Origin of the sequence: Nocardia sp. NPDC051756, from assembly GCF_040681495.1 — a bacterium.
Classification (GTDB): Bacteria; Actinomycetota; Actinomycetes; order Mycobacteriales; family Mycobacteriaceae; genus Nocardia.
Map to the genome: position 1 here is coordinate 888,682 of NZ_JBFAYV010000004.1, position 12,084 is coordinate 900,765.

The following is a 12,084-nucleotide window of genomic DNA, read 5'->3' on the forward strand; positions in this document are numbered from 1 at the left end:
CCATGCCGACGTACGGAATTCCCGGAGTCTCGATAACCAAGCGACGGGCCCGGATCAGAGGTCTGCTGGTCATCGCAGTCATCACCACGATTGCGCTGACCTGGACGGTGGCCACACGAGCGGGTAGCGATGACGGGCTGATTCTCGTGCTCCGGACCGAAGAAGTCGGCGACGGTATCGTCACCGGAACCCAGGTCAGGTTGGACGGGGTAGCGGTCGGGCAAGTCGAGAGAATCGACATCAGCCGGTGGGGAGCCCAGCAGATCACGTTACGGCTCAACAGTTCCCGCTTACCCGGAGTCACCGACAACGTCGCAGTCAACTATGCGCCGACGAACCTGTTCGGAATCAGCGAGATCGCACTGAAACGCAGAGCCGGAGGCGCACCGCTGCACAGCGGACAACTCATCGACCTCAGCGGCGACCGCGCCGCAGGCGTGCAAGACGTCACGATGGGCAACCTCATCCGCTCACTGTCACGAACCACCACACACGTGCTGACTCCGCAGCTGACCGAAACCTTGACCACCCTGGCCGCCGACCTCGAAGCGTTCACCCCGCTGCTCGAGGCAATGATCACCACCGGGCAGATCATCGCCGACACCCAGGTCTACCCGGCGTCGTTTCTGTTGGGCCAGTACGGGTCCACTCTTGCCGGTGCCGCACCGATGATCACAGGCACCGTCCAGATTCTCGACACCTTGACCAACATCGACATTCTGAAAACACAACGGCCGCTTTTCGATGTCACGATCAAAACCGCTGTCGAGCAGTTATTTCCGGTCCTGGCGGACCTACTGTTCACCGCACAGCGATACGCCGACGGATATGCGGGCATGCTGACTCCGGTTTTCGCACGCTCCGCGCAGTTGGTTCCGACGCCGCAGCTGACGAGCGCGCAGTTGCGAGAACTCCTCGCACGCTTGGACAATTCCTTCACCGATGCTCCCGGCGGCCCGATGCTCAACCTCGCGCTGACGCTGCGCGGGGTGCCAGCGGTCTCGGTTCCACTACTGGGAAACTCGCCCCAGCTGACCCCGACCGACGGCGGTGGCCGATGAAATCGGTACTCGCCGTGATCTGGCGCCTGAGTTTGTTCACCGTGGTGATGGCGCTGTTGTTGGCCTTTGTCGTCCAGGCGATAAAACGACCCGTCTCCGGTGACACCGACAGCTACACAACATTTTTCACCGACGCCAACGGGCTGAAAACCGGTGACGACGTCCGGATGAACGGCGTCCAGGTCGGCAAGGTCGCCACCATCAACTTGGAGAAGAACCTCGCCCGAGTCGGCGTGACCGTCCAACGTCGACACGACCTCTACGACACCAGCACCCTGGCCATTCGCTATCAGAACCTCACCGGTCAACGCTATGTCGACATCCAACAACCACCCCGGCCCGGACTGCCGCTGACCCCCGGCGCCACCATCGGAACCGACCACACGATGCCGTCTTTCGATATCACCGCTCTGTTCAACGGTCTGCAACCAGTGCTGGCCGACTTCTCACCGAGCGCGTTGAATCAGTTCGCCGAAAGCATGCTGGCGGTGATCGAGGGCAACGGCACCGGCATCGGGCCCGCACTGGACGCAGTCCAGAAACTCAGCGACTACGTCACCGACCGCCAAACCGTCATCTCCACCCTGATCGCCAACCTCGACCACATCTCCCAGCAACTCGGTGGCCGCTCACCGCACCTGGTCACCCTGATCGATGGACTCACCACGGTATTCACCACCTTGCAGGCAAAGTTCGACGGTGTCGTTGATTTCGCACTGACCGCCCCGCCGGTGCTGGCCCCGATCAACAGCCTGCTCACCACGCTGGGACTCACCCCGAAAACCAATCCCGACCTCGACAACATCATTCATCTGATGTTCCCCGACCCCGACGAAGCCATCGAGGTCCTCGGCCGACTGCCCGGCCTGCTCCAATCGCTCAACGCCCTCATCCCCGAAACCGGCCCCGGCGTGAGCCTCACCTGCACACACGGCACGGCCACCCCACCGGCACCCCTGCAAGTACTGCTACACGGGCAAAGGATCTCGATATGCAGACCGTGAAGCTCGTCCGGCGATTGTGGCACGGCCGCGCGAAACCAATTCCGACCGACGACCAAGCCGCCCGCGCCGACCTCCGATTGGGGCTGATCGGATCAGCCTGTGTTGTGCTGATGCTGGTCGCCAGCGCGGCGTTCTATGCGCTACCGCTCGGAAAATCGACCTACGCAGCCGAATTGATCGAGGCGGGCTCGGTGCAAGCCGGCGACGACATCCGCGTCGCCGGGATTCCCGTCGGCAAAGTCACAACCATCGACCTACAACACGATAACCGCGTGCGGATGCGGTTCACCGTGCGCGACGACGTATTCATCGGTGATCAGACGACACTCGAAGTGAAGATGCTGACCATCGTCGGCGGACATTACGTCGCCCTGACCTCCGCCGGCAGTTCCGCGTTGGGGGGCACAGCGATTCCCGCCGATCGGGTGCGCCTGCCCTACAGCCTCGCCCAGGCGTTCCAGGACGCGATAGCGCCGATCCGTGCAGTCGACGGCGATACCCTGCGGCGCAACCTCGCCGCATTGCACACCTCGATCGACACCAGCCCCGACAGCCTCCGTCGCGCTGGAACCGCGCTCGATTCGATCGTCGGGATCCTTGTCGAGCAGAACGGCCATGTCTCGCGCGCATTGACCGTCGCCGACGAGTACCTCGCCGCGATCAACACCTCCAAGTCTCTGATCGGGCAGCTTGTCACCAAACTGAATCTGCTGCAGACGGTGGTCATCGACAAACGCGCCGAGATCGGCGAGGCGCTGAGGGTCACCAGCGAAGCGCTGGCCCGCCTGGCCGGGCTGGGGCCGGCCTGGAACACCACGCTCAAACCTATGGCACAGAAGCTGGCGGACGCGATTCCCGAATTCCAGCGGCTCGGCGGCCGGCTCGGCGAGACCGCCGCAGACGTGCACGAAATGCTCTCCCGCTTAAGACGTTTGGTGACACCTGGCGGCGAGGTGACTGTCGACCAGCCCGCTGCGACCGTCGATGCCCCTGAGGTATGCATTCCCGTCCCGGGGAAGGGGTGCTGATGGTGCACCGGTTCCTGGCCTCGCGAGGCTTCATGTCGACCATCGGCGTCGTGATCCTGTGTGCGCTCGTATTCGCCGGGTACAGCATCGCGTTCGACACCGGCCGTAGTATGCGCGGATATTGCGCGCTGATGCCGGATTCGGTTGGCCTCTACACCGGGAACCATGTCACCCTGCACGGTGTCACGATCGGCACGGTCACCGCGATCGAACCGCAAGGTGAGAAGGTACGCGTCGACTTCGACGTCGACGCAACACATCCCCTGCGCGGTCGCGCATCTGCGACCACCGTCTCGGCCACCCTCGTCGCCGATCGCGACCTCGCGGTCTTCGCCGAGCCCGACGGCCCTGAATGGCAACCCGGGGTCTGCATCACGCACACCCTGACACCGAAGAGCATGACCCAGACCATCACCGCGCTCGGCAAACTCGCCGACGAACTCAACGGCGCCGACAACCCGGTCGACCGAGAAAGCATCAGCAACGGTGTCGCCGCGCTCGACAAAGCCACCGCGGGCACCGGCCCCCGGATCAACGAACTCATCAAAAAGCTTGGTGTAGCGCTCAATTCGCCAGACGCCGCGATCGGGCACATCGGTGCTCTCATTGATGCGTTGAGTTCATTGTCGGCCAGCGCCGCCGGTGGATGGAGCGACATCAAGACCTTGCTCACGCCGTTCGCGAGCACACTCGAGTTCGTCAACGAAAAGATGTGGGTACCGATCACCGAGATCATCGACTCGCTGCGGGTGATCATTCCGCTGGTCAATGACATCACGACCACGTTCGGCGAACCGATCCTGCAGGTACTCGATGCCACGGTGCCGGTTCTGCGCCTTATCGCCGCCAACGTCGGCACCTTGCAGCAGATGATCGACTTGGTGCCCGCGGTCGTCGGTGCCTTCGGGCACGCCATCGACCCGGAAACCGGCAGGCTCGCCGTCACCTACGCTGCGCCGAAAGTGGCGGTCTCGCAACCGGATGCCGACACAGCCTGCGCGGCGGTGAATGCCGTGCTGCCGGGGGGATGTGCGACGGCCGCCAACGGACTCACCGATGTCGCGCTCATACCCCTGGTACTCGGAATCGCAGGTGCACGATGAGATATACGTTCGCAGCGGTCGCAACCGCGGTGATGCTGGCCGCTGGCGGGTGCGCATTCGATCCGTCCGCGGTGCAGCTACCTGGCGCTACGGTCTCGGGTCCGACCTACCGGATCCACATCGAGTTCGCCAACGTGCTGAACCTGCCCGCACGAGCCAAAGTGGCCTCCAACGGGGTGCAGGTCGGAACACTGCACGCACTGAAACTCATCGGGCCGACCAGTACCCGCGAGTCCTATGTCATTGCCGATATAGACATTCAAAAGGCAGTTCGGCTTCCCACCACCACTTCCGCGCAACTACGCCAAGCGACGGTCTTGGGCGACACCTACATCGCATTGCTCACCCCGCCAGGGGCAGCCACTGGTGCGATGACCGCCGAAGACACCGTTCCTTTACAACGGACACGGCCGGCGCCACAGATCGAAGACACGATGGCCAGCATCGCCACCTTCGTCGGTGGCGGTGCGGTGAACCAGGCCCAAGACATCATCAATCGGGTCAACGCGGGCCTGCCACAGAAACCCGAGGACACTGCCCGTATCTCGACCGTCTTCGGCACGGACTTTTCCGACGTAGCCGCGCACTTGGATCAGGTCGAGGCATTTCTCGACGGGATGGAAGCTGTCACCGATGCCACGGTCGACAACGGCCCAGCCTCGAGCGCGCTGCTGACCGACGCCGGCACGACCCAGGCCATCAACTCGACGAACTCCCTCGTCGCGACCCTGGGCATGTTCGGAGCACTCGGAAACGTCGCACACTCACTAGCGTGGTTGACCCCCTTGGTGTCGGCCGGAGATGCCGCCGCCAAAGCCTTCGTGCCACTCGCGTTCACCAGCCGACCACTCGATCTGAACGCCCCCTCGAATCTCAACGCACTGGTTGCGCTACTGCGCGACAAGATCATTCCCTTCGCCGAATACGGCCCGAAGGTGAACGTGGTCGATATCGATCTCGGTACGTCCAAAGACGACCAGATCGAGCAGATCATCGCCACCCTGAGGATGATCGGAGCCGTCCGATGAGATTGCGTGCGCCCAAGCCGATTTCGGTTCTGTCGGTGACCTCGATCGTTGCCCTGCTCGCTGTCGGAATCGGATACCTCACCTTCGGTGTGGCGCGTGTCGATTGGTTCACCGACTACACCCATACGACCATGACGCTGACCAATTCCGGCGGCTTGGCAGAGCACTCGCCGGTGTTACTCACCGGAGTCGAGGTCGGTGAGGTCACCTCGATCACCAACATCGCCGACGGCGTCGAGGTGCGGTTGCGCATCGATACCGCGTATCGGATTCCGACGGCAAGCACCGTGACGATCGAGAATCTGTCCGCGCTCGGTGAGCCATATGTTCACTTCCGGCCCACCACATCACACGGGCCCTTCTTGCGCGATGGACAACAGATCGACACACGCACCGTCCAAATGCCGCTGTCGATTCCAGATGTCGCCCGCACCGTCACCGATCTGATGGATCAGCTCCACCCCGAAGCCATCAGATCGCTGATCGACACGGTCAACACCGGACTAGCCGGCCTACAAGACGTCGTGCCCACTCTGTCCCGATCAACCAATCTGCTGGCCGCGACCATCCTGAGCCGCACACCCGCGATCCGCCAGCTGCTCATCGACCTGCAAGCCATCGGCTCCGATATGGCGTGGACCGGGCCAGCGATGGAGTCCGCAGGGCCGCTATGGGGAAAGTTCGGTGTCCGGGTCAGCGAGGTCGTCGACGCCATCGCAAAATTCGCGGTCATCGGCAACGTCCCCGACGACTACATCACCGGTAACGGCGTGATCCCCTTCCTGCAGAAGCTCACCGCCTACATCAATGAGATCGGGCCGGATATACAGCAATTGGCGCCGGTCATCCAGCCGATGGCCGCGGCCGCGACAGCGGCGATACCGGCCATTGATATCAGCGACCTCGTCGCCCAGGCCTTGAACGCGACCTCCGCCGACGGTGCGGTCCACCTCCAGATCGGCGTCAAGTAATCACCACTGTCACAGCACAACTCGGTTGGAGCCATCATGATCAAGCAAGACAAGACCGTGTCGATCCGCACGTCGACGGCCATCGTGGGTGCGGTCATCACCGCGTTGACAGTGACCGCGGTGATCTTGGGTGGTTTGCTGTGGTCGTCCACCAATGAACGCACTGCCCGTGATGCTCGGGCCGCCGACGATACCCGCGCCAGACAAGTCGCTATCGACTACGCCGTCGGCGCCTCGAACATCAACTACCAAGACGTCAGCCCGTGGCTGACGAAACTCAAAGCCAACACCTCGCCGCAGCTGGGCACCAAATTCGATGCCACCGCACCGAAATTGCAGGAACTGCTGGTGCCGCTCAAATGGACATCGAACGGCACCCCGATCGACGCCACCGTGGCATCCGAAGCCGCTGGGATCTACAAGGTGAACGTCTTCCTCACCGTCACCTCCACCAGCGCCCAGACACCGCAGAGCGCGCAGACAACGGTCGTCTACAACGTCACCGTCGACAAGAACTCCCAATGGCACGTAACCGACGTGGGCGGGATGGACGGTGCGCTTCCCACTCGATAGTCGGGCCGCCCTCGCCAATACGGCCAAACCCTGTTGAGGAATAGATGAATCTGCTGTCATCACGGTCGCGGTCCAGCCGCCGAACCTACAACGCCGCCGCGGTCGTGACCGGTGCGGGAAGCGGTATCGGACGGTCGTTCGCCCGTAACCTCGCCCAACGTGGATCGCGAGTGGTATGCGCCGATATCGACGCCGCGAAGGCACGAGAAACCGCCGAGGCGATTGCCGACAGCGGCGGTCGGTCCCTTGCCGTGGCGTGCGACGTTTCCGACTTCACCCAAGTCGAGGTGCTCGCCGAAACCTCCGAACAGTGGTTCGGCAACCCCGCGACACTGATCATCAACAACGCCGGCATCGGCACCGGAGGGACACCGATAGGCGAAACCCCGCTGCAGGACTGGCATCACACCCTCGATGTAAATCTGTGGGGCGTCATCCACGGCTGCCAAGTCTTCGTCCCACGGCTGCGCGAACACGGCCGCGGCGGCATCATCAACGTCGCCTCGGCCGCCAGCTTCGCGGCCGGCCCTCGCATGGCGGCATACAACGTCAGCAAGGCAGGCGTGCTCGCGCTGTCCGAAACGCTGGCTGCCGAACTCAGCGGCACCGGGATCGCGGTCACCGTGCTGTGCCCAACACTGGTCAAAACGAACATCGCCAGCACCGACGCCATCGACCCTGGCGCTGCCGAGCTGGCGTCCACTTTGATGAAATGGGTTGGTATGTCACCGGATACGGTGGCCCGCACAACCTTGGATGGACACGACCGCCGACAGCTGCATGTGTTGCCCCAGATCGACGCCAAGCTCGTATGGAGGGCCAAGCGCCTCATGCCGGGCCCTTACACCCGTGTTCTCGGGATCGTCGAGCGAGTCGTGCGCTGAACCAGCTCCGATCGGCCACACCCTCGTCCGAACCCAGCTGATAGTGGGATCACACAATCACCTCAGAGCGCGGTTCGTGTAGATCCCAACCGCGGTCACCTGTCTGATGTCTCGGCCGGGCTGAGCTGCGGCGAAGTCGATCACCGGCATCCACCGGGTTCACGGGTGTTCGGTGGCGCCGAATAGGTCGAGAGTGGCCGCGTTGAGTAGCGGGAGCAGGGTCAGCAGTTGCGTGGGGCCGCGGGTTTGCAGGCAGTGGCGCACGCGGTCGTCGATGCCGCCGATGATGAAGTCGAAGACTTCCTCGGATCGCGGCGGGAGTGCGGGGTCTTGCTGGCGGGCCAGGCGGTGTGCTCGGTGCATCCGGTCGGCGAGGATCGCTTGGACTTGGGTTCGTTGTTCGGCGAGTTCTCTTCCGGCGACGAGTGTTTCGACGTGCAGTGCCTGGGCGGCGGCCGGGTTGTCGGCCAGTGCGGCCAAGTACAACTCGAGGGAGTCGTGGATCAGGGTGCGCCAGTGGCGGGTGTCGAGTGCGGTTGCGCGCTCGCGCAGGTCGGTGTCGAATGCGGCGACGAAGTAGTCACAGGCGGCGCGGAAGCAGTCTTGCTTGTTGGTGAAGAACTCGTAGAAGGTGCGCCGCGACACGCCTGCGGCGGCGACGATCGCGGCGACGGAGGTGCCGTGGTAGCCGTGCGCGGCGATCTGCTCGAACGCGGCGCGGTGCAGTCGTTGTATCTGGGATGTGGTGACGGTGTCGCGCGCCAGCTTGTGCCGTCCCGGGGGTAGCCGGGTGGCCGAGCCAGCGTTGGGCGTAGTCATCGCAAGCAGCGTATCCGAGGTCGGGCCGTCGACTGTAGCGGGTGGCCGGGCTCCTATTGCGTCCTGATGTGCGGGCCGCTAAAGTCGCCCGTGGTTTAGGTACGACGATGTTTCCGTTGCGTCTGGTCGGTGTGATCAGCGCAATCCTGAGATTGGCTTGGGCTGGCGAGACAAGGGCTGGAGCTCAGGCTTTGGCGCGCCCATGAGGCGCAACGATGGGCACAAGTGTCAAAGACCACGCGGAAGGTTCGGTGACAGCGGTGACGGCTCGGGGCTCTCAGCGTCGAGAATTCGGTAACTCTGGTCTGGGTTCGACGCTGATGCTGATGGGACTATGGGCTGCATCGGTGGTGCGGGGTTCGGCGTCGCGCTCACCGGCCTCAGCGCTCACCGAGTTCGTGGTTGGCCTGAGGCGCGCTGCTGGGTTCACTGCGCGCCCTAGATCCAGACATCACCTGGACCTGCAGCGGCGGTCAGATCTTCACAGCCGGACACGCCTGCAGCCGAAAAGGTGCGGCCCAGGTCGGGTCCGAGGAGACCACCCGCTACGACATCTGCCGCACTATCAAATCCGTCCACAGCATCCGGGTAACGCTGTCCGCCGTCGCATCTGTTACCTCCATCGATGACACCAGCAAGCTCAGCGGTGGCGCTTACACCGTCGAAACGGGTTGTGTCACAAGCTCGTAGGTCCAACCGCCGCTCATCCCTGGGAACCGACGCCGGACGCACCCAGCCCTTGATCTGAACCGCGTCCAGCGCAGTGCCGCTCTATCGCATGACTGGACCGAATGTGCTGCGGATGAGCCGACGGCTCTAGACAGAGGTTGCAGATGTCTGAATGCCTTCTACCGAGTTCCAGCCCGATCACGCTGCGCCAATTCGATTACTTCGTCAGCGCAGTGCAACTCGGTTCGCTTTCGGCGGCCGCGAGGCGGTTCGGCATAACGCCGTCGGCGATGTCGCAGCAGATCGACACGTTGGAGTCCACCCTCGGCCAGAAGGTCTTCGATCCGCGCTCCCGTAGGTCGAGGCTGACCAAGTTCGGTCGGGAGTTCTTCGCCAAGGCCTTGCTGGTCGTCGAGTCCGCCGGTCAGGCAATCGCCCTGGGCCAGACATTCGGCGAGGGTGTGATGACAGTCGGCACGACGCCGACCATCGCCCAGAAGCTGCTGGCGCCGCTCATCTACCGGATGCGCCACGAACAACACATCGACAGCATCGAGGTCAGGGCGTTCACCGATCTCCGCGAGATCAACGCGACCTTGGAAGAGGGCGCCCTCGATGTCGCCCTCGGACCACTCGACCAGTTCAGCTCGCGGGTAGTGCACTACTTGGGTACGGAGGAACTCGTCGTTATCTGCCATCCCAGTCAGCGCAGCGGCTTCGACGGTTCGTGGGCACAGCTGGCCGAGGCGCCGTGGATTCGCAGTGGCGCGAATTCTGATCTCACCGAGATCGTGTCGCGTGAAGCGGGCCGGGCGGGTGTACGTGTCCGTTTCACCGTCCGCGTACCCGACGTCGTGACCGCACTGAGCCTGGTCGAATACGGCATCGGTGTCGCATTGGTGCCGAAGATGGCACTACACGGACCCGCCCGGCGGCTGTCCATCATCGAGCTGTCCCATCCGATTCGCCGGGAATTGACAGTGCAGGCACGAGACAAGTCTGTGCAGGTCGAGAAGTTCCTCGAGGTTCTCACCGACACCGACCCGGTCGGAAAGTTCGAGGCCGCAACCATGCCCGAGATCCGGCGGCACGCACCATAAGTCGCGCTCCGCGTGGCGGGCAGTCCGGTACCCGTCGGATCCTGGGTGTCCGGCTCGGTGCGCGCTCAGGTCAACATGGACAACGACGCCGCAGTCGAGGCCAGCACCTGATACCACATCCCCCGCCAAGACGCGCCCTTGGGATCGACCGGCGCGTTCGCACCGCTCATGGTTCAGCGTGGTGGGGGAGCGATCGTTGATGTGGATGGTTTCGGCGCCTTCACAGTCCGGTTTACCGCCACGCCGAGGATGCCCTCGGCCGACCCCATAATCCGCCGCATTTGGCATTTGACCAGCACCTCCACCGGAGCATCCGCCACCAACCCGACCGTTTACACGGGCAGCCGACGTATAGGCGCGGAATCACCCACCTCACGATGACCGGCACCTAGCTCGCACAGCGACTGGTCAAGGCGGCCGCCTCGGCGCGTTCCCCCTGGTCAGACTCTTCGGCCGGAGGTCGCGTTCGCAACGGGCGCCGAACCGCGCTCGAGGCGACTCGACCGCGTCCGTAGTGCGAGCAGAACACCCCGACACCGGAACGCACGATGGCGTCCAAGCCACCCAACGGTTCGTTCGGCCGAAACATTCGGATTTGTTGCGGCGCAACGATCGTCATGGCGATGAGCTGACGTGCCGCAAGAACGGGGCCGGGCACGGTGAGCACTCCGTGGCGATCGGAGTTCGGCGAACGCGGCCAGCAGTGGCAAATCGTTCATCTCGCCGTTGATCCGTCCCCCACAACTCCGCGAGCCGCCGAAACCGATCGACCGCGCCGATGACCAGCCGACGCAGCCGCATGATGTCCTCGCGCAGGATGATGCGGACCCAATCGCTGAGGTAGGTCACCAGCACCGCGGTGTCCTCGGCTATCACGGTGACGGATCTGGGCACGCTGGACGCTGTCATTGCCTTGATATCGGCAGAAACTGCAGGTTCATCGCGATGGGATGTCGTGGCGCTGGAGAAGCGGCGTTGGGTGGGGATCGAGCCGGAGATCCAGCGCTGTCGGTCGCGATGCCCGAAGCGGGCTTTGACGCGGTGCCGGGTCCACAGATGCTGGGTCGGGCCCTGTCGTCGGCATTGGCGCCGTTGCGGGATCCGGGGTCTCGGGCCGGGCTTTCCTCCTCATGCCGCGCAGGGCTAGTGCTGCATCTCCTATAACGCCTGGATCCGCAGTTGGACGAAAACGGCGTGTAGTGCTGGTGGTGGGTAGATCGCGAGTTGTTGGTCGGTGGGGTGGGCGACGAGCAGGACTTTGTCGCCGACGTTGAGGTCGGCGATGCGGCGTTGCCGGAATGGAACCCGGAAATGGTGGTTCGCGCTGACCTGCGTTTCGCCGTACTCGCTGGGGGGGTGGACGAGCACGGCACCATCAGGACAGCAGCTGATGTCGAGTCGGGTGCCGGCGGTCCAATGCAATGTGGCGAGTAGGTGTTTGTCGTGGATGCGTCCGGCATCACCGACGGTGCACATGCCGTAGACGATGTTGCGGTCGATCGGTGCCGGGACCGGTGGTGGTGTGGTGCGCAGGCTTTCGATCAGTTCGTTTATCGGTGTCAGGGGTGGGATGGCTGGTGGGATCAGTACGGCGCGCGCCTTCTTGCGGTGGTGGCGCTGCGGTGGAATGTGGTGTTCTGGTTCGGTTGTGGGTGTGTGCTGGTGTTGTGGTGTGACGGGGTGGGCCAAGTTGTACCTCCGGGATGAGGCACTCGACCGCACGGCCCAGGGTGCGGTCAGCCGCACCGCCGGTGCGCGAACGATGAAGGCGCATTCGATCACGGAGTCACGCTCGGCCTGCAGAAATTTGTTCTAGCGAATCGGGCGCGCCTACACCCGTCAGC

11 protein-coding genes are annotated in these 12,084 nt (G+C 63.5%); 9 read left to right on the forward strand and 2 right to left on the reverse strand.

Annotated features, from left to right (window positions below; translation table 11 throughout):
• Window positions 1-2 precede the first annotated feature (2 nt).
• The 8 genes from AB0M22_RS20930 to AB0M22_RS20965 all read left to right on the forward strand — a co-directional run bounded on the left by AB0M22_RS20930 (window position 3) and on the right by AB0M22_RS20965 (window position 7,652).
• Window positions 3-1,061, forward strand: a complete 1,059-nt coding sequence (locus AB0M22_RS20930) for an MlaD family protein (RefSeq protein ID WP_364729034.1) — start codon at window positions 3-5, stop codon at window positions 1,059-1,061.
• A complete protein-coding gene (locus tag AB0M22_RS20935; RefSeq protein WP_364729037.1) occupies window positions 1,058-2,065 on the forward strand; it encodes an MlaD family protein in 1,008 nt (335 codons plus the stop codon). The genes AB0M22_RS20930 and AB0M22_RS20935 overlap by 4 nt, the downstream gene beginning before the upstream one ends.
• Window positions 2,066-2,175: 110 nt before the next feature.
• Complete coding sequence (locus AB0M22_RS20940) at window positions 2,176-3,093, forward strand: MlaD family protein (RefSeq protein WP_364729860.1); 918 nt, start codon at window positions 2,176-2,178, stop codon at window positions 3,091-3,093.
• Window positions 3,093-4,196: an MlaD family protein gene (locus AB0M22_RS20945; RefSeq protein WP_364729040.1), complete on the forward strand. Its 1,104-nt coding sequence runs from the start codon at window positions 3,093-3,095 to the stop codon at window positions 4,194-4,196. The genes AB0M22_RS20940 and AB0M22_RS20945 overlap by 1 nt, the downstream gene beginning before the upstream one ends.
• A gap of 32 nt (window positions 4,197-4,228) precedes the next feature.
• Entirely contained in the window at window positions 4,229-5,224 is a 996-nt protein-coding gene (locus tag AB0M22_RS20950; RefSeq protein ID WP_364729863.1) for an MlaD family protein, read from the forward strand.
• Window positions 5,221-6,195, forward strand: a complete 975-nt coding sequence (locus AB0M22_RS20955) for an MlaD family protein (RefSeq protein WP_364729043.1) — start codon at window positions 5,221-5,223, stop codon at window positions 6,193-6,195. The genes AB0M22_RS20950 and AB0M22_RS20955 overlap by 4 nt, the downstream gene beginning before the upstream one ends.
• Window positions 6,196-6,231: 36 nt before the next feature.
• The gene (locus AB0M22_RS20960; protein ID WP_364729046.1) at window positions 6,232-6,768 is read left to right on the forward strand and encodes a hypothetical protein; all 537 of its coding nucleotides are present in this window, start codon (window positions 6,232-6,234) and stop codon (window positions 6,766-6,768) included.
• A 44-nt stretch (window positions 6,769-6,812) separates the two neighbouring features.
• The gene (locus tag AB0M22_RS20965) at window positions 6,813-7,652 is read left to right on the forward strand and encodes an SDR family NAD(P)-dependent oxidoreductase (protein WP_364729049.1); all 840 of its coding nucleotides are present in this window, start codon (window positions 6,813-6,815) and stop codon (window positions 7,650-7,652) included.
• Window positions 7,653-7,811: 159 nt separating this feature from the next.
• On the opposite strand, the gene AB0M22_RS20970 is transcribed toward AB0M22_RS20965, so the two are convergent.
• Window positions 7,812-8,471, reverse strand: coding sequence for a TetR/AcrR family transcriptional regulator (locus AB0M22_RS20970; RefSeq protein ID WP_364729052.1), 660 nt, complete (start codon window positions 8,469-8,471; stop codon window positions 7,812-7,814).
• 833 nt (window positions 8,472-9,304) lie between these two features.
• Between AB0M22_RS20970 and AB0M22_RS20975 the strand changes: the two genes are divergently transcribed.
• Window positions 9,305-10,240, forward strand: a complete 936-nt coding sequence (locus tag AB0M22_RS20975; RefSeq protein ID WP_364729055.1) for a LysR family transcriptional regulator — start codon at window positions 9,305-9,307, stop codon at window positions 10,238-10,240.
• 1,158 nt (window positions 10,241-11,398) lie between these two features.
• Here the strand turns inward: AB0M22_RS20975 and AB0M22_RS20980 are convergent.
• The gene (locus AB0M22_RS20980; RefSeq protein ID WP_364729058.1) at window positions 11,399-11,929 is read right to left on the reverse strand and encodes a hypothetical protein; all 531 of its coding nucleotides are present in this window, start codon (window positions 11,927-11,929) and stop codon (window positions 11,399-11,401) included.
• Window positions 11,930-12,084 lie beyond the last annotated feature (155 nt).

Coding starts and splice junctions, on each gene's coding strand:
- AB0M22_RS20930 (WP_364729034.1), top strand. CDS start 3: ATGCCGACGTACGGAATTCCCGGAGTCTCGATAACCAAGCGACGGGCC.
- AB0M22_RS20935 (WP_364729037.1), top strand. CDS start 1,058: ATGAAATCGGTACTCGCCGTGATCTGGCGCCTGAGTTTGTTCACCGTG.
- AB0M22_RS20940 (WP_364729860.1), top strand. CDS start 2,176: ATGCTGGTCGCCAGCGCGGCGTTCTATGCGCTACCGCTCGGAAAATCG.
- AB0M22_RS20945 (WP_364729040.1), top strand. CDS start 3,093: ATGGTGCACCGGTTCCTGGCCTCGCGAGGCTTCATGTCGACCATCGGC.
- AB0M22_RS20950 (WP_364729863.1), top strand. CDS start 4,229: ATGCTGGCCGCTGGCGGGTGCGCATTCGATCCGTCCGCGGTGCAGCTA.
- AB0M22_RS20955 (WP_364729043.1), top strand. CDS start 5,221: ATGAGATTGCGTGCGCCCAAGCCGATTTCGGTTCTGTCGGTGACCTCG.
- AB0M22_RS20960 (WP_364729046.1), top strand. CDS start 6,232: ATGATCAAGCAAGACAAGACCGTGTCGATCCGCACGTCGACGGCCATC.
- AB0M22_RS20965 (WP_364729049.1), top strand. CDS start 6,813: ATGAATCTGCTGTCATCACGGTCGCGGTCCAGCCGCCGAACCTACAAC.
- AB0M22_RS20970 (WP_364729052.1), bottom strand. CDS start 8,471: ATGACTACGCCCAACGCTGGCTCGGCCACCCGGCTACCCCCGGGACGG.
- AB0M22_RS20975 (WP_364729055.1), top strand. CDS start 9,305: ATGTCTGAATGCCTTCTACCGAGTTCCAGCCCGATCACGCTGCGCCAA.